A 20,318-nucleotide genomic window follows, 5' to 3' on the forward strand; every position below is an offset into this window, starting at 1 on the left:
CGACAAAATAGACCGCTAGCCTCTGTAAGGAGGGCAGTCTATTCTCTCATATCATAATAGGGGAATTAATACACCAGCACGCCTGCATCAAGCGCGGACTTGTTTGCCACGGAATTGCCAGTCAGGAATACCTGTTGCAGCTTGGGCAGCTTGCTCAGAAGCTCTATATTGGAAATCGCATTGTTCTCCAGATGAAGCTCCTCGATGGCCTGCCACTTGCTCATGAACGCAAGAGAAGCCAGGTTGTTGTCCTGCAGGGTGAAGGAACGCAGGGCAGTTAGGCCCGCGAAGTAAGGCATCACCTGGTCAACCTCACTAACGGAGTTGTTATTCATGGAGAAGTATGGCCGGTCCAAGGTCAGATGCTCAAGCACACTATTCGTTGCTGCTGTCTGCTTGAAATTCAGGCGGCATTCCGAGCACACCAGCGTGTTCACCTGCTTCAGACGGAATAAGGCGTCGCTCTCTGAATACAGCGACGAATCATAGATACTTAGTGTCTTCAGACGGGGCAAGCTGTCCAGCGAACGAAGCTGGATGATGTCGTCGCTCCCCCAGAGGGACAGCTCCCCAAGCTCAGGGAATTTCTTCAGCTCAGCCATATTAAGCTCCCCGCTTCCGCCCCGGAGTGTCAGATCCGTTACCGCAGGGGCCTTCAGCCCGGAGAGGAAGGAAGCTGGGATTTCCACCCGTTTGACGCCCGGCAAAGTAAGGCTGTCTGGTTGCTCGTAATAACCGTCCAAGGTGAATTCCCGCAGCGAGGACAAGCTATTCACGGCCTTTACCGAGCCAAGCTGGCTTAAGGAAGCCAGGCGGAGCGAGGTAATAGAGGTTTTGCCGGCCAGACGCTCCAGGCTGGAGAAATTCACATTTTCGAGATCAAGCGTCTGCAGTGCAGGCATGTTCTGCAGGAAGTCGATCGACTTCACATTGGATAAATAGGAAAGCTTAAGCTCCTGGAGCCCGGTTAAGGCGTATAACGGCTGCAGATCTGTGGTTTCACTGTGATAGATAGCCAGAGAAGACAGCCCGGTCATGGACGATAACCACCCCAGGTCATTGACGAAGGTAAGGGACAGGGACTTCAGCGGCAGCTTATTAAGCAGATGCAAATCCGTTATAGACTCATCCACATAGGTAATGGATAGTGAGCTTAGATTGGGAAATTCCAGCAGCAGGGCCACTTCCTGATTACTGCGCAGCTGAGTGGACAGCTCCGTAATTTTAGATTTATCGCCGAAGTAGCCGGAGAAGGCGCTGAAGGATTCGTTGAAGGCGCCGCCATAGCTTTTTAATCCGGGCATATGGGCAAGCGTTGTCTGGTCCGCCTGGTTGATCTCGTAGGTATTCGTCAGGTTCAGTGCCGTCAGTCCCTTGAAGGCTTCGAAATCCCGTTGATCAATCCGCTGGGTATTCAGCCGCTTGTCCTGGGTCACATAAGTAAGCTTCTCGGCCTGCGCATCGCTGAAGGGATCGGAGAAGCTGTAAGTGAACTGCCACTGGTCATTCTTCGAACGCTCCACAGTTAAATAACGCAGTGAGGCCAATTCCTCCTCTGTCGGCATGGCAGAGCCTTTACCCAGGGTCTCCCGCAGGAAGGTGAGCAGGACCTCGCTTTCGGGCATCGTCCGTACGGACAGATTAGCCTTGGTTGCCAGCTGCGGAGAGCTGAGGCCGTAATAGAAATAAGTACCGATGGCCCCGCCCAGCACCAGCAGCAGAATTAGCACCAGCCTAATGGGGATAGAGACGGAGACGGGTGGCTTCGGCGCGGCCTTGGGAGGGGGTGCCCCGTGATAATGATTAATGGTCTGATCCACATAGTAGACATTATTTTGCTTGAGCAGAAGCTCAGTCTGGCAATAAGGGCACTTGAGAATCGCGCCTTCCTTATATTCAATTCTTCCGCTGCAATTGGGACAATTTAACGGGATAAATGCCACGGGCTGCTGCCTCCTTCATGATGTGATGATGAAATTGCGCCGGTATCACTTGAATACTTATCGGAATTTACGTGAGTTACGCTGATTTGTTCCATTATTCTCTGGAGAGAAGCTGATAATTTGATTCTATATGAACAAATGCTCAGAACACAACAATTGTTAAAAAGGAGAATCAAGCCGTTAAGATTAGGTTGACATCTGCGGCGTTCGAGATTGCGAGGACCGAAGGAGTGGATGCCGTGACCATCCGTAAGGTGGCCGAGAAGCTGGGAGGCTCTATCGCCCCCATCTATGTCAATTTCAAAGAGGCTGGCGAGCTGGTGGAGGAGGTTTTCCAGATAACGCTTACGGTGAGCAGACAAATTCTGCTGGAGCAGAACTCCGGGCATCCGTTCCATGATATCGGGGCGGCCAGCATCCGTTTTGCCAGAGAGTATCCGGTGCTGTTCCGGGATCTGGTGATGAAGAAGAATGATCAGGCGAAGTACAATGAGGCAGAGACGCAAGGGTTCATTCAGATGATGCGAACGGACCCGGATCTGAATGGATTAACCGATGATGAACTGGGGATGATTTTGCTCAAGATGAAGATGTTCCAGGTCGGGATGAGTGTGATGGTTGCGAATGAGTTGCTGCCGGACCATTATACGGAGGAGCAGATGATTCAGCTATTGAACAGCGCGGCAGAGGATGTCATCAGCACAGCGAAGCGTAGCTCGGAGAAATCTTGAACCCGGAGGGGATGATCATATGACAGCAGGCAGAACAAAGCTTAGTCTTCTATTGTTCATCGTTATTGTGCTAGCCAGCGGCTGGATTGGGGTATGGGTGGATAAGAAGCTGCCGGATCAGCCGGAAGGGAATTCGCCGGGAATGGGCTTGTGGCTGATTTTGCCGATGATCGCCATGCTCGTACTGCGGCTGGTGAACCGCGATTGGAAGGATATTGGCGTAAGGTTTAATTTTAGAGAAAATAGGAAGTGGTACGGTGCAGCCATTGCCGTCTATCCGGTAATCATGGTGATTGTGGTGGGGCTTGCTCTGCTATTTAATAGCGCCAGCACTTCAGAGGCTGAACTACATACGATTCTCTCACTGGTCGGGGTATCGCTCGCAGGCAGCTTTGTTAAGAACATCTTCGAGGAGTTCGCCTGGCGCGGCTATCTGACTCCGAAGCTGATTGAGCTGAAGCTGAAGGACTGGATGATCTATCTCGTATCCGGTCTGGTCTGGGCGCTGTGGCATACGGCTTATTATCTGGTTTTCCTGCCGGATACTTATTTCGGGACTACGTCAAGATGGGGCTATGTCGTCATAGGCTGTGTGCTCATGGTTGCTTGGTCCATCATGTACGTTGAAATCTATCGTCTTACACAATCGGTGTGGCCGTGTGTACTCATGCACGCAGTGGAGGATGGAGTGCCTACTTTGCTGGTATCGGTTGCAGGGATCATTACATTCACGCCGGCAGGCGAACTGTGGTTTAGCCCGACCACCGGCGTGATGACGACGATTCTGTTCATCGGATTCGGCTTATGGCTCAGATCTAGACGATTGAAGCGCTTTGCAGATAGATAAACTTGGTGAAGTCCTGCGGCAGTTCGGGTGCATAGCGCTGATGTAAGGCAAATAGACCGTCTTCCCATGGGAGGACGGTCTATTTGCTTTCATTTACTCATTAACAGGTTGCTTGTCTGCACCAGTCCCCGCAAACCTGATAAATATGAATAATCCAATCAGGACCACAACGATCCCCGACCAGAAGAACCAGAACGGAACGCCGAACCGGCCGGCCACTGGACCCGCCAGTGCAAGCCCGATCGGGGAGGACAAAAGTCCGATACTTGTCACGAAGGAGAGTACGCGCCCCAGGAGCTCAGGCTCATAAGACTTCTGGATCATCGCCATGTAAGGGCCGTTGAACAAGGGGGCAGCGGCACCCATCAGGAACGAGAGGACGGTAAAAGCAAGGAATGCCTCGCGCCCTACCATCCCGCTCAGGACACAGGTGAGCCCGATCACAATCAGACTCACACTCATGTAGTTGGTGTCCTTCCACCTGGAAGCAAGCACCGACAGCAGCGCACCGCCAAGAATCATCCCGATCCCGAATACGGCCTCAATCAGGCTGGCACTGTAACCGCCGCGTCCGAAATGGGATAGCGTCATCAAGGGAAACAGCATCGCCAGCGGCATGAACACCACGCTGAAGACTGCCATGGCAACCGTTATCGTTACAATGGGTTTTTGTGACAGGAATGCCCGCCAGCCGAGCATAAACTCCTTACGGAACGAGGGTGTCTCTACGATCTCCGGCTTGGGCTGCTGAATATGAATGAACAGAAGCATAAGGTTAGCGATTAAGGCACCTGCTACATCTAAAAGTAATACTGTTCCTAGTGAAGTAGCCGAGTATACCGCTATTCCAAGCGCCGGTCCAAGGACGCTGGAAGCGGAGAAGATGAGTTGATTCCAGCCTGCCACCCGGGTGAGCTGGTCTTCCGGCGCAATCAGAGGGATTGCAGCCTGGAACGATGGGGCATGGAAGGACGAAGCTGCCGAACGGATCAGCAGGATGGCATACACAATCCATAAGCTGGGCTCGCCCCATAGATAATAAGCGCCCAGAATCAGACTGGTTAGTGCAATGGCGCTGTCCGCGGCGATCATAGTGAGCTTACGGTTCCAGCGGTCGAGCCAGACGCCAATGAACGGGCCTAAGACCGCTTGCGGTAGAAACCCGGCCAGACCGGCCAGCATCAGCACGGTAGCCGATCCTGTCGTCTCGGTCAGATGCCAGACGATGGAGAACTGAACCATCGCCGATGTTAATATCGAGAAGATTTGCCCGCTGAAGATGAAGGCGAACGTCTTTTTCCATTGAATATTCATAAGTTTCTTACCTCCCTAATAAAGACAGACCCAAATCCGGAAGTGGACTTGGGTCTGCAACAATTACATGCTGGGACAGTGCGAAACCGGGCATAGTGAAATAAGCCGTAGCGGATCGCAGCCGATGTCCTTAACGTAAATAGCAGCAGCTCAAAAAAGCCCACACTTGGTGGAAAATCAGCTTTAATTGGGCTTGCTTACCATATACGTGGAATCATCGGCTGCCATCCTCCTCAAATTTTATAGCTGGAGCTTAACATTGAAGTTCTCCAGATGTCAATAATATCGGAGCATTCCGCATCTTCAGCCTAGTATGCTATATTGGGAATAATGAAGCGGATACAGGGGGCTGGAGGATGTTCTTTTTCATAGTAATGCTTATATGTTTCGGTGTGTTTGTAGCGCTTGCCTATATATTCAATGCGAAGCATAAGATCGTGATGCCGCTTATCAGCGCGGTGGCAGTCAGTATGCTGGTGCAAGTGCTGGAGCAATTCTATATGAGCAGCATTATTGTCGTGGCGTTCATTCTGTATTTCATTATAAGCAGCATCAGGACCTTCAAGCATGAACAGTTCCAGTTGATGGTGGCGATTCTTTTCAGCACGTCCGTTGTTACTCTCATCATAACCTCAACCTACTTCAAGCAGCCTGTGGTTCCCTCCGAAGCGGAGATGGTCAGGGTGATGTTCATCTATTACCCGCTGCTGATACTATTTATCTCCTGCTATACCTACATGCTGCTTAGCGTATTCAATTTCAAGCTGCTTCAGTCCGGGAACCCGCTCGGGTATGTGATGGGTAAGGTGCGGGGCTTCAGGCGTATGATCCGTCTGCTCTGGATCGCTTCACGCAAAGGGCTGAACCATCTGCTCCAGCAGGATCATGCGAAGCTGCCGCAGGTGATTGCTGCCATTCTGGATAACATGGGCGGAGTCTTCGTGAAGTTCGGGCAGGTCTTATCGACCAAGAAGGATCTGCTGCCTGCGCAATACATCGAAGCGTTCTCCAGCCTGCATGACCAGGTTAAGCCGCTCAGCCGGAAGGAGCTGAAGGAGATCATCGACAGCAAAATCGGCGATCTGGAGGAGACGTATGAAGACTTCGGAATGGAGCCCATTGCAGCCGCTTCGATCGGTCAGGTGCATCTGGCACGGCTGAAGTCCACGGGAGAGAAGGTAGTTGTCAAAATCCTGCGGCCGGATGTGAAGCAGAAGATGAGCGTAGATCTGGATCTATTAATCCAATTCGTGACCCGGCTCTCCGAACGCTCCTCCAAAATCCAAAGACTCGGCTTAATCCAGCTCGCCCAAGGCTTCAAAACGAATCTGATTGAAGAGACGGACTTCGACATCGAAGCGCTGAATACCAACCTGCTGCGCCAAGCATTCCAGGAACACGATATTCCGATACAAGTGCCGAGGATCTACGCCGAGTACTCGACCAAGCAGATTCTGACCATGGAATATATTGAAGGGCACCGGTTCACCCGAAAGGTGAGCAGCGATGTGTCCGAAATGATCATGCACGCATTCCTGCAGCAGATTCTGATGATCGGCATCTTCCACGCCGACCCGCATCCCGGCAATCTGATGCTGACCCAAGACGGGAAGGTCGCGCTGATTGACTTCGGTTCCGTGGGTTATCTGACGGAGGAGGAGCGGGCCGGGATGTTGAACTTCCTGATGGGCTACAGCCGGAAGGATACGAAGCAGATGGCCCAGGGCCTGGCCGGAGTCTGTGAAGAAGGGGAGCTGCTGGATGTGCGAATGATCGAGCGGCGCCTCGGCAGACTTTTGTCCGAAGCCTCTTTCTCGCCTGATCCTACCATTGTCATGATGAGACGGCTGATGTCGATGATTACCGAGCTGGGAATGTCCTTGAAGCCGACGGTGGCCGGGGCCTTCCGGGCGATTATTACCCTGGACGGGACCTTGTCCTCTGTGGATGATTCGTATTCCTTATCCGCAGCGAGCCAGTCCTTCGCAGAGCAGATGGATCAGGGGCAGATCGTCAAGGAGCAGCTAAGCAAGGTGAAGGGGCGGCTGGAGGACTATATCCCGAAGCTGCTGGAGCTGCCACTATTGAAGGAGAACCGGATCACTCTGGCGCGTGAGGACAATCATAGTCTGACGGATTTCGTGGGGACGCTGACGGTCGGGATGTTCACCGTGATCTGTATGGTGATCATGCTGGCCAGCTTCTGGGTGCAGGGGGAGATCATGCGGTTCGTCCTGGCTCCCTTATCGATGTCAGGCTTCGGCACGGGGATGATTATTCTGATGATGTCCGTGATTAAGCAGTTGAAACCCAAGAGTTAACGGAGGGCGTGTAGGAATATGGCGAATCTACTCCCGAACAAGAAGAGAATACGCGGGTGGAAGCGCAGGGTTAGGCAGGGTTCAATAACGATAGAGACATACAAGGCCTCAGAGAATTCTCTGGGGTTTATTGTCTGTAGAGGGGGCCTTGGCTGGCGGCTACAAATCCCAAGGAGTTATGATATAATTTAGCTTTATTACGGCCGGATAAGGATTATCCTGGCACGCATAGAGAGGTACTTCATATGATAAATAATTTCTGGCGTGAATTGCCACGCCCTTTTTTTATACTGGCACCCATGGAGGATGTGACGGATGTGGTGTTTCGTCATGTCGTTGCTGAAGCGGGCAGACCGGATGTGTTTTTTACGGAGTTCGTGAATACGGAGAGCTATGCTCACCCGGAGGGGAAGCAGGCGGTGCGGGGGCGATTAACCTTCACCGAGGATGAACAGCCGATGGTCGCGCACATCTGGGGGGACAAGCCGGAGTATTTCCGGAAGATGAGCATCAGCATGGCTGAAGAGGGCTTCAAGGGCATCGATCTGAACATGGGTTGTCCTGTAGCGAATGTAGCCGAGAACGGGAAGGGCAGCGGCCTGATCTGCCGTCCGGAGACCGCAGCGGAGATCATACAGGCGGCGAAGGCCGGAGGACTGCCCGTCAGCGTCAAGACCCGGCTCGGATTCAGCAGCGTGGACGAATGGCGGGGCTGGTTGACTCATATTTTGCAGCAGGACATTGTGAATCTGTCCATCCATCTGCGTACGCGGGAGGAGATGAGCAAGGTCCCGGCCCACTGGGAGCTGATTCCTGAGATTAAAAAGCTGCGGGATGAGATCGCGCCGGACACCCTGCTGACGATTAACGGGGACATAGCGGACCGGGAGACGGGCCTGAAGCTGGCCGCAGAGTATGGGGTAGACGGGATTATGATCGGGCGCGGGATTTTTCATAATCCGTATGCGTTCGAACAGGAGCCAAGGGAGCATAGCAGCAAGGAGCTTCTGGATCTGCTTAGGCTGCACCTGGATCTGCACGATCACTATTCGGCGCTGGAACCCCGTTCCTTCAAGCCGCTGCCCCGCTTCTTCAAAATCTACGTCCGCGGCTTCCGCGGCGCCAGTGAACTTAGAAATAATCTAATGAACACCAAGTCCACCCGTGAGGTGCGTGCACTGCTGGATGAATTCGCAGGCAAGGAGCAAGACGGGGCGGAAGAGCTTGGGGACTCGAGGGAGGGCGTATGAGAAACTTTATTATTTTCGGAGCAAGTAAAGGCTTGGGAGAGGCCTTCGTCAAGGCGCTGCCGGTGGCGGGCGATCAGGTCTGGGTGGTCTCCAGAACGTATCCGGACAGCATGAAGCTGGAGGATGGGGTTCAGCGGACCTGGATTGAGGCTGACTTGGCGAAGCCGGATGCTGCGGGCCGGATTGCAGAATCATTGAACGGCGTTACCCTGGACGTATTCATCTATAATGTTGGCGTATGGGAGAGCAAGGGGTTCAGCGATGACTATGATTTTGAGCAGGATGATCCGGCTGAGATTACGAGCATTATTAACATCAATGTGACTTCGGCGATTACGTGCATCCAGAAGCTTTTGTCCAATCTTATAAAGTCAGAGAACGCCAAAATCTTCTTGATTGGTTCTACGGCAGGTCTTGACCATAATGATTACACCCAGGTAACGTTCGCCGCCTCCAAGTTCGGTCTGCGCGGGATTGCCAATGCGGTGAGGGAGCATGTGAAGAAATACGGCATCGGTGTGACTATCATTAATCCCGGGGAGATTGCTACCCAGATTCCGCTGGAGGCCGGGGTGGAGCCCGTCTTGTCCGCCTATAACGGTGCGCAGATTCCGCTTCAGGATATCGTATCCCTGGTGCAATGCGTCATGAACCTGTCCAAGGCTTCCTGTGTGAAGGAAATCAATATTCCGGCGATGCTGGACTCGAATGCGTAGGGATGAAGGATGTTGCGCGGTTAGAAGAGCTTCGGGGGCATTACGCAGTGGCTCAGACAAACGGCAGGTAAGGGGGAGGAGCATGAGCTATAAAAGCTTAATGTGCGGGTTGCTGGTCTTGTGTATATCCCTATTAGCAGCATGCAGTTCTGGTTCTTCAATAAGCGATTCCGAGAAGCGGCAGATGGTGGAGCAGGTGAGGATCGTTGAACAGAGTGAGTATAATCTCCTTAACCTTCATAAATCATATAGACAATATCATAAAGCTGTAAATGAACTGGTAAGTGAAGAATATTGGGCATCGATCAGCGGTGATATTGTATTCGGATATGATGCTGCAACATACACCCGGGATGATCTGGCGAATATGCCGCAAGAGGAGTACGACATACTCAAAGAGCGTATGCTTCAAATCCTTCGTGGAGCGGAAATGGATAAGCTTAGTGCAACGGTTCGCATATCGGATGTGTATGCAGGGAGTAGCTCCAATCAAGCCAACATATACACGTTCGAACATAAAGAATTGAAGGATCAGCCGTTCACCGCAACTGCTAAGAAATATACCTTGGAGAAACGCAGCGGAGAATGGCTTATTACCAAAGTAGAGCAAGATAAATTCACTTATGGAAGCGGGCAGACCGCAGAGTTAAGAGAAGACGGGATCAAGGGTCTCAATTATCAAGCCCATGATGGCAAGGATATCGGTTATCCGACAGTGATCGTGTTGCCTGGAACCTCAGATTCATCCTAATAAGTCCAACCCGAAGAAAGCACTCTTTTTGGGTGCTTTTTGCGGCCGTCACTCTTTCATCAGGCGTACGGCTTGCCTTAGGGTTGCGGAGAATCAGACTTAATAGAATGCCAGCAGCCGCGATCCGCGCGGTCAAGGGGAGAGAGGTTTTAGAGTGGAGCATCTGTCACAGTATACTTACGTTCAATCGATCGCAAAAGCTACTATAAGTCAATTACAGGGGATAATTAAAGAAGGCATCACAGAAAAGGAAATCGTCTATAGAGCCGAAGAGATTATGAGAGATAAGGGGATTCATAGTTTTTGGTATCACGGTGTAGGGGCATTTGTTCACGTTGGGAAGAGAACAATTAGGTCCGAGTCGGGCAAGGAGTATAAGCCTTCGGATACATTGGTCCGCAGAAATGATATCGTGACTATAGATCTTAGTCCAGAGATTAACGCCTATTGGGGAGACTATGCACGAACACTAATAGTGATTGATGGAAAAGTCATTGCCGAAGACGCAATTGCACATACCAATAATGAATCTGCACTAGAATTTTCACATGGAATTAACGCCGAAAAGGAGCTCCATAACAAATTTATGGATTTTGTAAGACCGGGCATGACTTTTGAAGAAGTCTACTTATACATGAATGAGGTTGTCCAACAACTTGGTTACATTAATCTTGATTTTTCCGGAAATTTGGGGCATACCATCGAATTTGATAAAGATCACAGAAAATACTTTGAGTCCGGGAATAAGATGAAGCTTAGTGAAGGATCACTATTTACATTTGAGCCGCATATTAAGCACAGAAATGGATTGTACGGTTTTAAACGGGAGAATATTTATTATTTTCGTGATGGAGAATTACTTATTTTATAAGAACGTACGGATATATGCATAAGAGGATACGTACACAATGTCCAAGGCTTCCTGTGTGAAGGAAATCAATATTCCGGCGATGCTGGACTCGAATGCGTAGGGATGAAGGAGTAATGGAGGTGAGCCTTATGAAACTGAAATTTATAATACCGTTTCTTGTTTTCATCATGGCCTCAGTGGGCTGTATTTCAGTCTCCAGTGTGAGTGCAGCGACACCAACCACGTATGGCTCTGTTATTTTAGACGGGAAGCCCCTTGGCTTCGATGCTAAGCCCATCATCATAAATGGGAACACGATGGTGCCTTTTCGTAAAATATTTGAAGCATTAAATATGAATGTCCAATGGGATTCCAAAACCGGAAATGTTACGGCCCAAACCACAGGGATAACGATTAAAATGACAGTGGATAGCCTTAAGGCCAATGTCAATGGCAAAGAATTTACTTTAACTCAAACGCCATTTAATACACCTGAAGACACGGTTTATGTGAACCTCCGTTTTATTAGCCAAGCCATAGGGGCGACTATAAGCTGGGATAATGTGAAGAAGATTGCAACCATAAATACTAAATAAACTTCGTATAATCGTACAGAAAGAATATAATCTTGTGTGATAGTAAATAGGCCGTTTCCTTCACCGGGGCGGTCTATTTATGTTCCTGAGTTCCGACAACTTATGCTACATTGTTATATACCCCCAGTTCGTAATACTTCCGCCATGTACCTGGGACCCGATATAAGCGAATATAGACACAGAAGCGTCGGGTGATCCCGAACATAGGAGGTTGAAAAGATATGGCTTATCAGAATATTGACGGTGTGCGCGTGTGGGGGAAGCCGGATGAAGGAGCCCTGATGCAGGCCCGGATGTGTGAGGAGAATGGAAATGTGGTGCAGACCCTGCTGATGGCGGATCATCATAAAGGCTACAGCCAGCCGATCGGCGGCGTGGTCGTATACGATGGACAGATTTCCCCGTCTGGCGTAGGCTACGATATCGGATGCGGGAATAAGGCGGTGCGGACCGGCTTGAAGATAGAGGAGCTGCGGCCGCGGCTCTCAGGGATTATGGATGAGATTGCCCGCAGAATCTCCTTCGGCATAGGCCGGGTTAATAACGAGCGTGTGGAACACGAGCTGTTCGACGACCCGGATTGGGCGGTGTTCAAGGCGGTGGGCAGCGGAGTACATGATAAGCTGAAGGCCCTGGCGCAGAATCAGCTCGGTACGGTCGGCAGCGGCAACCACTTCGTTGACATATTAGAAGAAGACGCAACCGGCCGGGTTTGGATTGCCAATCATTTTGGCAGCAGAGGGTTCGGGCATAAGACAGCGAGCGGGTTCCTTAACCTGGCAGCAGGCAGAGACTTTCTGGCGAATGCCCCCGGGGAAAAGATGGATCAGCCGCCCGTTCTGCTCGACCTGAACAGTGAGCTGGGCGATATGTATTACAGAGCCATGAAGCTGGCCGGGCGCTATGCTTATGCGGGAAGAGACTATGTCATCCAGCAGGTCTTGGCGATTCTGGGAACGGAAGCGGATCTGGAGGTGCACAACCATCATAACTATGCCTGGAAAGAGACGCATGACGGCAAGGAAGTCATCGTCGTCCGCAAAGGGGCAACCCCATCGGCTCCCGGCCAGATGGGCTTCATCGGCGGCAGCATGGGAGACATCTCCGTAATCGTCCGGGGTAAGGACAGCGAGGAGAACCGGGATGCTTATTACAGCACCGTTCATGGAGCGGGCCGAATCATGAGCCGGACCCAGGCTGCGGGCCGTATGAACTATAAAACCCGTACCCGCAGCGGCGGTCAAATTACGACAGCGCAAATGCTGGAGGCGGTCCGGCAGTTCGGCGTAGTGCTGCGTGGCGCGGGGACGGACGAGAGTCCTTTTGTCTACCGGAAGCTGCAAGAAGTGCTGGACGCGCACGCCGGGACCATTGAGGTTATGCATGTGCTAAAGCCAGTGGGCGTATGTATGGCGGGTGCGGATGAGTTCGATCCGTATAAGGATTGAGGGGGGATTCAAGTGCGTCATGATAAGGAAGATGGACAGCTTATCATCAACCCAAAGTCGGTTACACTGGATGAAATCCTATCTTGTATCACCCCAGATAATATCCATCACGAAGTCTCCACAGGCGGGCAGCAAGGACGCGAAGTATGGTAACATAGAACTTCAAGAAGAGGCCGACAGGCCTTTTCCCATTTTCAATAGGGAGGGATTACATGTCCTGGAGCAAACTGAAGCAACAACTGGAGGGCTTCCTCAGTCCATCCTTAGAAGGACGGGTAGAGTACCGGGCGCCCGCTTACCGCTATGCGCCGGATAAATCAGGCACCTGTTATATTACGGTGGACAAGAAGAATATTCTCAGCATGACCGACAAGTCCAGCCCCATCCGCTGGTATTCGTCTGAGCTGGAGGTCAAGAATGATCCGGAGCTCCATATCTCCGTCACCCATGAAGACATTGAAGCAGTCAGACTGACGGCCAAGGGGCCCATCCCTGAGGAACGCCTAATCATCATGGCCCGAAGCCGCTTAACCACCGAACACGCCAAGGCATTAATGTTGGCCCAGGCTGCCCTGACGAAATCGAATTTCATTGTAGTAGCGAATAAGTTCCTGGTTACTCCTATCGAGGAGAGCCTGGAGAGCAGCGATATCATCTTGAATATTCTGGCTCTGATGGACCGGAGAGTCGGGCGGAAGCGGATCGAGGGGATGTCAGTGAAGATGCAGCGGAAGCATCCGGCGGTGGAGTATTTCTATGATCTGCGGCGCGGAGCACGATGATTGTAATGGCCGTTTCCGCTTGTACTCAGCGTTTCCCGGCAACCAGCATATATCCGGCCCCCCGGACCGTAATAATCCGCTCGGGATGGATAGGGTCTTGCTCAATTTTTTTGCGCAGATTACTGATGTGGACCGCCACCGTTCGCGTATCCTCCAGACTCTTCATCCCCCAGATAAGGTGAAACAGCGTATCGACAGTGACTACTTGATTCACGTTCTGTGCCATGTAGGAGAGCAGGCTGAATTCTTTTTTCGACAGAAAAATCGTTCTGCTGCCCATATGGACCGACTGTGCATAGAAATCCAGCGTCAGTCCCGGCAGCTCCAGCAGCTGTTCCCTTCTGCCCGTGGATACCCTGCGGAGGTGAGCCTTGATCTTGGCCATGAGTACGCCCGGACTGAACGGCTTGGTCACATAATCATCCCCGCCATACGATAAGGCGCTGATCTTCACCTCATCCTCCTCCTGACTGCTTAGGAACACAATCGGGGCATTCGTGTAATTGCGTGCGTTCTTGCACCAGTCAATGCCGTTCTCATTCGCCAGCAGCACATCCAGCACAATCAGGTCCGGGTTAAAGGACGCCAGCAGCATCATAGCATCGGCCCCGCTGTGGCAATACGAGGACTCGAAGCCTTCCCGCTGGCAGTATAGCTGAACAATCTCACAGATATGGGGATCGTCGTCGACGATCATAATTCGGTATGTGTCCATTCTATTGTCACTCTCCTGCTTCCTGAATCAATGGCAATATGACCTGGAAAATCGACCCCGTCTTCCCGTCGCTCTCCGCCCGGACACTCCCGCCATGCGCTTGTACAATTTCCCTGCATATCGCCAGCCCCAGCCCGCTACCTTCTACGCCCATGTCCAGCCCCGGCCGGTCCACCCGGTAATTGCGGTCGAAGATCTGCTCCAGCTGCTCTGGAGGAATACCCATGCCGGAGTCTTGTACGCTGATGACCACACACCGCGTATCGTTCACCTCGTCCACAGCTAAGGCAAGACGCACCAACCCGCCGCCAGGAGTGAACTTCATCGCATTTGACACCAGATTGAATAGTGCCTGCTCTAAGCGTTGCGAATCAATCCGGGCAACAGGCCGGCCAGCGCCCAGGTCTGCTGTATCCCCGATGTCCAGATCGAAATCCAGCCCCGCATCCCGCACCACCAGCTCATATTGTTCATAGAAGCCGCGCAGGAAAGGAGTCACCTGAACAGGCACCATCCGGTACTCCACTTGCCCTGTCTCCAGATGGGACAAGAAGCTCAGCTCCCCGATCATACGGTTAATCCTTATCGTGTTATCGCGGATATACTGCAGATACTGTTCATTGCTCTCCGGCTTGACCCTATCCATCACTGCCTCGACATAACCCAGCATACTGGACAGCGGCATGCGCAGATCATGCGTAATGTAGGCCAGCAGCTTCTTCCTGCCTTCCTCGGAGTGCAGTAACCGCTCATACGATAGGCGGAGATCCTCGTGGGCTGAGGATAAGGCATGGGTGCGCTCCAGCACGATCTGCTCCAGATTGGCATTCATCCCGGTCAGCTTGAGATTGGCCTCCTGCAGCTCCCGGGCAATCCGTTCTTCATTCGTTGCTGCCCTTGTGAATCTTGAAGAGAGCAGCAGCATCTGGGCGACCGTGAAGATGAGCAGTCCGAACGGCGAGCTGTTCCCAATGGGCGACCATTCGTTGTAATACAGGAAATCGTTGATCACCGTAGCGAGAGCCACCACCGACACCAGCAGGAAGATCAGCGCTCCCTCCATCCGCCGCAAGGCCGCGTGAGCCAGCCCCGCCATCAGATACACCATATGGAGAACCACGACCACACCTATCAGCACTAGTATCTTTGAATAGATCACGGCAGGAGTCACTACAACCACCAGACAGAGTGCACCGGTGACGATCCAGCTGCCATAGCGGAACCACCGTGACACGTAATCCGGGAAAATGCACTCAAAATACATCGTGATCATCCACCCGCCAAGGCATAGAATCAGATACTCCAGCTTGAACTGCAACTCCCACGGAAAATGCGGCAGCCATTGGGTAAGCATAAGCTCGCCGTTCAGCAGGGAGCGGATACCGAACATCACAGTGAACAGACCGAAGTATAGCGGTGCCCGGTCTTTACGCCGCAGCATGAACAGCAGCAGATGATACACGCCGATCACCAGCAGGCTGGCGGTGATGAACATATCCGCAGCAATCCTCAGATGGGTCCGGACCGTTAACACATTACTGCCGCCCAGCTCGATATTCTTGGTGATGCCGCCCCGCTTATGATGGAAGTTCGCTACTTGCATAACCAGCTCGACCGTGTCGCCTTCAGGCTGGAAGAACACCAGTCTCGTAGCCAAGCTCGGCGTCATGCCCTCCTTGTCCTGATCCACCACACCGACCTCTGTTAGCAGCTCTCCATTCACCCACAATTTATAGGCATGAAAAATAGTAGGCAGCCGCAGAGCCAGCCGCTCCTTGCTGTCCTGCTCACTAAGCCGGATCACCAGCCGGAAGGTGGCATAGCCTTCGCCCTTCAGCGCTTGACCTTCCAGCGGGTAGCCGAGCCAGGAGCCCGGGATGTTGATATACCGTTCCCGGCCAGCCGGTTCCCCGCCTGCCATCCGGCTTCGTATATCTCCGGGTGAGAGCAGCTCGTGCCAATAGAAGGCCCATTCTCCCTGTAACTTCAGCGGATTCATATGGATAGAGGTATGCGTTAGATCCAGAAGGCCTTCCTTGCTTCGAGGCTTGGGGGCACCCGGCGTTGCAGACAGGATGGCATAGCTTGCGATCAGCCCGATAACTACGACCACAGCGATATGTAACCAGATATTACGAGAACCGGACCTTAGTATACCCCTCATCATGAAGCCGACCCCAATCTACAAGATTCGTCATTCTTAAGCTCATTGCCTTAATGATAGCATCATTGCCGAAAATTGTGTGAAATTGCAATATGTAAAGTTTTCTTTTCTTACATTAAGAGGCTAAATTCCTGTGTAGAATGCTAGATAAGGAGATAGGAATGTCGAAAATTGTAAGTTTCTCGAGGTGATTCAAAAACTACAACAATGTTGGAATGAATTAGAAAATCGGTAATAAAATATATTACCCTGATGAATAGCCCCCTGGAGGGCTCTTTTTAAAAGATAAGAATTTATATGCTTCGCGCTATAATTATCCTTATCTTTCTCGCTGAAACGGTACCGTCCTTTAAAAGGACGGCAATGCCGTTTCCGCTTGGTGTTATGTTTTGGGGCTTTGTGGGGTTATTTTATGAGGGGAAATGATCTAAGGAGGCTTGGCTATTGTATACCAAAGTGTCAGCTAGAGCTGTATCCCTGTTGGCCGCATTCGCATTACTGCTCTCCGTATTTTTCACCGCCTTACCGAATGCAGATGCAGCCGCGAGAGGAGCGTGGTCGCCGAACACGGCCTATGCGGTGAATGACACCGTAACGTATGGAGGAGGTACATATACCTGTCTGCAGGCGCATACGTCCCTGACCGGCTGGGAGCCGCCGAATGTTCCTGCATTATGGAAAAGCGGCAGCACCACAACACCCACACCAACGCCCACAACGCCACCGGCCACGAACGGAGCCATCTTCTATGCAGATAGGGACTATGGCGGCAAGGCCGTCACCCTGGGAGCGGGCAATTATGTGCTGTCCCAGTTGAACAATGCGGGCATTCCGAATGACTGGATGTCCTCGCTTAAGGTACCGAATGGCTGGACGGTTGAAGTGTATGCGGACGATAATTTCGGCGGCACGAAGTGGACCTATACATCAAGCTCCTCCTGGGTCGGCGAGAGTGTGAATGACAAGATGTCTTCGGTCAAAATCTACACCGGTTCACCGCCAGCGTCCGGCGTCACCCGCCCCTCCGAGGTGCCCAGCCAGATCTGGACCTATGCCATGAATGTGGACAATAAATTCGGCAAAGGCGGAGATTTCGCACTACTGCTGAGCGCGGTGATCAAGAAGGAGAGCAGCTTCGGAGCAGGTCTGCCGGGCAGTCCATCCGCCGGTGACGGCTTGATGCAGGTCGAGCCGAATACACGCGCCGCGTATGCCTCCCAATTCAGCGCCAAATTCGGCCGTACGTATAATCACAGCAGCGAACAGGATCAGGTAGCCTTAGGCGGACTGATTCTTGATGAGAAGATCGCAAGATTCGGCAACATCTACAACGGACTCTTACATTACAACGGGGGCGACAACTGGTATCCAGGAGCCACCGATTCCTACGGCCGCCCGATCCTGGCGGATCAGTATGCGAATGCCGTCTATGGTACGTATAAGGGGTATGGGGGGCAGAATTAAGGGAGTCCCTTCCTTCTATAAAAAAAGAACAAAGACGCTCGGGGAGTTACCCCGCAGCGTCTTTGTTTTTGCGCGTGTGCCAAGCCCAGGTGAAGGTCATTCCCAATACGGCACGCCGCTGAAGAGAAACGATTCATTGTTTAAGTAGGCCGTAATCTCTCTACTGGCTAATTTACCGATATGCCCGGGCAGCCATTCCTGCCAGTCCGGCAGGCCCAGCCAGAAATTCATCGTCTCCAGCTGTGCTGCAATGAAGAAGCCCTCTAACCTTTTAATATAGTTATCCGGCAACGGATGGTGCTTGGAATAAGACTGAAGCAACTGTTCTCTGAATGAAGGATGGATGTAGGAGAACGTCCAGCCCAAATCCACTAAGTAATAACCGAACCCGCAAGCACCAAAATCAATGGGCCGTACTTCTTCTCCATCAAACACCAAATTACTTGGAATCAGATCGGCATGAATCATGCCCCAATTGCTGGCTGTCCGCTCCATAGAGTCCATCATGTGAATGACCCGCTCACCGGCATGCAGCAGAAGCTCCGTATCTCCTGCATCAAACAGTCCGGCATTAGCACGTTCCTTCAGCGTATTAAGGGCTTGTAAGATCCGGGAGCCATCAAAGTCCGGGCGTTCAAAAGCATTGGGGATGCTCCAGTTCGAGGCTTGCTTATGTAACTTGCCGATTAATTCACCTATGGCCCCGGCATCTTCTATAGAAGGAATGAAAGGCTTCTGTTCACCCTCCACCCATCGTAATAAAGTGCAGTGGGTATGGTTCACGTCCGTAATGAATTCTCCGCGAATATTCTTACAAGGTGAAGGCAGGGTCACATCGGTATCCAAGGTTAACGCTTCTAGCCAGACCATCTCGGATTGAAGCACTTCCCGCTTACTCCAGATTTGCTCAAGGGCGTCACCTTTGGAGATATGCAGCCGGAGGCTGTAACTATTGTTGTCCAGATCAGTGACTTTGTAGATCGTATTGCCGCTCTGTGCAATGAAATCAACCGATTTGCAGCTTATAGGGTAGTGCTCCAGTGCTTCCATTGCGGTATTCAAGTGTGCATCCAATCGCAGCTCGCTCCCTTATTTATCAAAGTATAATAGGTACGATATCATAGTTGTTCATGGGCGGGAATGGAACCGTTGACTATATTTGTTTTTTATTGATAAGGGGAGCCGGAGCTTATTCCGGAGCTGTAGATGTTAGTATTTCTGCTCTTTGACTCTCTTGGCGCGACCGATAGCTTATCCTGCCGAACAACGCAGCAGAAATCATAGCCGCTACAGCAACGGAGGCAGCAGCGACCCACATAATGGCTTGCAGCGATAAATAGTTAATGACAATGCCTCCGAGTCCAGCCCCCGCCGCTATCGCCAGCTGCAGCACAGATGTATTGAGGGCAAGCATGACACCAGATGTCTTGGGAGACAAGGTAAGAAGATCATATTGCTGGCTTGGAGAAGCTGCCCAGGAGAAGAGCGACCAAAGCACCAGCACCGAGAAAACAAGGAATATGGAAGTGCCAGAGACTACCGATAACAATATCAGCATCACCATATTTAACAACGTTGCTCCAGTTAACGTTCTGCCTACACCCCATCGATCGGTGCCGCTTCCCCCTGCCTTTGACCCGATCAGACTGGCGATGCCGTATGCGAACAGGGCGCCGCTCATCCATCGATCGCTCATTCCGGCAACTTCCAGCAGATAAGGCGACAAATACGTGAAGGCAATGCCATAACCCATCGTCATAAAAAAGTTAATGGCGAGAGAGAGTGCGATTCGCGGTCTCTTCACCATAGCCAGTTGTTTGGCAAAGGAGATCGGCTCATCACCTTCCATCCGCGGTATTGCGCTTGCCAGGACGGGTAGACTGACCATAGCAAGAAGGCTAATACCGCCGAAAATCAGCCTCCAATCGTACGCGGCGGCAATCACCCGGCCAATGGGCACGCCCAAAATAAGTGAAGCGGTGACACCCATTAACACCGTTGCAATCGCACTCCCCTTCTTGTACGAAGGCGCTAACTTAGCGGCTAAGGCAAGCGATGTCACGACAAATACGCCAGTTCCGAGTGCCATGATTATCCGTGCAAGCAGCATAAATCCATAACCCGGAAAAATCATGATAAGCGCATTACTCACGATGATTAAGCCAAGCGAGTACAACAACAACCTTCGACGGTCAAACCGGGCTGTGACCCCCATTAGGACCGGGGTACCTATGGCGTAGGCTAGTGCGTAGACGGTCATTAACTGTCCAGCCTGAGATAATGTCACTCCGGTATCTGCGGCAACTTTATCTAAAATGCCCGTGATCATGTATTCGGATGTCCCGACAATAAAGCAGACCACAGCAAGTATGAAGATTTTCCAGTTTTGTCCCAAATTAATCATTCCCCCTCGTTAATCAATGGCT

At 51.7% G+C, this 20,318-nt stretch carries 17 protein-coding genes; 11 read left to right on the plus strand and 6 right to left on the minus strand.

The window, feature by feature from the left end; genetic code table 11:
* Nucleotides 1-65: 65 nt before the first annotated feature.
* Entirely contained in the window at nt 66-1,943 is a 1,878-nt protein-coding gene (locus NST26_RS02945; protein ID WP_339253498.1) for a leucine-rich repeat domain-containing protein, read from the minus strand.
* A 239-nt stretch (nt 1,944-2,182) separates the two neighbouring features.
* Between NST26_RS02945 and NST26_RS02950 the strand changes: the two genes are divergently transcribed.
* Together NST26_RS02950 and NST26_RS02955 are read left to right on the plus strand one after the other, a co-directional pair.
* Nucleotides 2,183-2,674, plus strand: coding sequence for a TetR/AcrR family transcriptional regulator (locus NST26_RS02950; RefSeq protein WP_340978454.1), 492 nt, complete (start codon nt 2,183-2,185; stop codon nt 2,672-2,674).
* Nucleotides 2,675-2,693: 19 nt separating this feature from the next.
* Nucleotides 2,694-3,521, plus strand: coding sequence for a CPBP family intramembrane glutamic endopeptidase (locus NST26_RS02955; protein ID WP_340956180.1), 828 nt, complete (start codon nt 2,694-2,696; stop codon nt 3,519-3,521).
* Nucleotides 3,522-3,614: 93 nt separating this feature from the next.
* On the opposite strand, the gene NST26_RS02960 is transcribed toward NST26_RS02955, so the two are convergent.
* Nucleotides 3,615-4,835, minus strand: coding sequence for an MFS transporter (locus tag NST26_RS02960; protein ID WP_340956179.1), 1,221 nt, complete (start codon nt 4,833-4,835; stop codon nt 3,615-3,617).
* Between the two features lie 356 nt (nt 4,836-5,191).
* Between NST26_RS02960 and NST26_RS02965 the strand changes: the two genes are divergently transcribed.
* From NST26_RS02965 to NST26_RS03000, 8 genes are all read left to right on the plus strand, one after another.
* Nucleotides 5,192-7,156, plus strand: coding sequence for an ABC1 kinase family protein (locus NST26_RS02965; protein ID WP_340956177.1), 1,965 nt, complete (start codon nt 5,192-5,194; stop codon nt 7,154-7,156).
* A 245-nt stretch (nt 7,157-7,401) separates the two neighbouring features.
* A complete protein-coding gene (locus tag NST26_RS02970; RefSeq protein ID WP_340956176.1) occupies nt 7,402-8,406 on the plus strand; it encodes a tRNA dihydrouridine synthase in 1,005 nt (334 codons plus the stop codon).
* Nucleotides 8,403-9,122 (plus strand): SDR family NAD(P)-dependent oxidoreductase, encoded by a 720-nt coding sequence (locus tag NST26_RS02975; RefSeq protein WP_340956175.1) that lies wholly within the window; start codon nt 8,403-8,405, stop codon nt 9,120-9,122. Before NST26_RS02970 ends, NST26_RS02975 begins: the two co-directional genes overlap by 4 nt.
* 82 nt (nt 9,123-9,204) lie before the next feature.
* Nucleotides 9,205-9,873, plus strand: a complete 669-nt coding sequence (locus NST26_RS02980) for a hypothetical protein (protein ID WP_340956173.1) — start codon at nt 9,205-9,207, stop codon at nt 9,871-9,873.
* A 154-nt stretch (nt 9,874-10,027) separates the two neighbouring features.
* Nucleotides 10,028-10,744 carry a M24 family metallopeptidase gene (locus NST26_RS02985; RefSeq protein ID WP_340956170.1) on the plus strand — a complete coding sequence of 239 codons (717 nt, stop codon included), beginning with the start codon at nt 10,028-10,030 and terminating at the stop codon, nt 10,742-10,744.
* Between the two features lie 128 nt (nt 10,745-10,872).
* Nucleotides 10,873-11,319: a copper amine oxidase N-terminal domain-containing protein gene (locus tag NST26_RS02990; RefSeq protein WP_339253510.1), complete on the plus strand. Its 447-nt coding sequence runs from the start codon at nt 10,873-10,875 to the stop codon at nt 11,317-11,319.
* Between the two features lie 221 nt (nt 11,320-11,540).
* On the plus strand, nt 11,541-12,767 hold the full coding sequence (locus NST26_RS02995; protein WP_340956167.1) for an RtcB family protein: 1,227 nt from the start codon (nt 11,541-11,543) through the stop codon (nt 12,765-12,767).
* 212 nt (nt 12,768-12,979) lie between these two features.
* The gene (locus NST26_RS03000) at nt 12,980-13,549 is read left to right on the plus strand and encodes an SF0329 family protein (RefSeq protein ID WP_340956165.1); all 570 of its coding nucleotides are present in this window, start codon (nt 12,980-12,982) and stop codon (nt 13,547-13,549) included.
* Nucleotides 13,550-13,574: 25 nt separating this feature from the next.
* Here NST26_RS03000 and NST26_RS03005 read toward each other — a convergent pair whose 3' ends face one another.
* Nucleotides 13,575-14,264 carry a response regulator transcription factor gene (locus NST26_RS03005; protein WP_340978455.1) on the minus strand — a complete coding sequence of 230 codons (690 nt, stop codon included), beginning with the start codon at nt 14,262-14,264 and terminating at the stop codon, nt 13,575-13,577.
* A 7-nt stretch (nt 14,265-14,271) separates the two neighbouring features.
* Entirely contained in the window at nt 14,272-16,431 is a 2,160-nt protein-coding gene (locus NST26_RS03010; RefSeq protein WP_340978456.1) for a sensor histidine kinase, read from the minus strand.
* A 441-nt stretch (nt 16,432-16,872) separates the two neighbouring features.
* On the opposite strand from NST26_RS03010, the gene NST26_RS03020 reads away from it, so the two are divergent.
* The gene (locus NST26_RS03020) at nt 16,873-17,892 is read left to right on the plus strand and encodes a carbohydrate-binding protein (RefSeq protein WP_445323311.1); all 1,020 of its coding nucleotides are present in this window, start codon (nt 16,873-16,875) and stop codon (nt 17,890-17,892) included.
* Between the two features lie 96 nt (nt 17,893-17,988).
* Here NST26_RS03020 and NST26_RS03025 read toward each other — a convergent pair whose 3' ends face one another.
* Both NST26_RS03025 and NST26_RS03030 read right to left on the minus strand, forming a co-directional pair.
* Nucleotides 17,989-18,966 carry a phosphotransferase enzyme family protein gene (locus NST26_RS03025; RefSeq protein WP_340978458.1) on the minus strand — a complete coding sequence of 326 codons (978 nt, stop codon included), beginning with the start codon at nt 18,964-18,966 and terminating at the stop codon, nt 17,989-17,991.
* A gap of 115 nt (nt 18,967-19,081) precedes the next feature.
* A complete protein-coding gene (locus NST26_RS03030; protein WP_340978461.1) occupies nt 19,082-20,287 on the minus strand; it encodes an MFS transporter in 1,206 nt (401 codons plus the stop codon).
* Between the last annotated feature and the right edge of the window lie 31 nt (nt 20,288-20,318).

The organism is Paenibacillus sp. FSL R7-0128 (assembly GCF_038002245.1).
GTDB lineage: Bacteria > Bacillota > Bacilli > Paenibacillales > Paenibacillaceae > Paenibacillus_AQ > Paenibacillus_AQ silagei.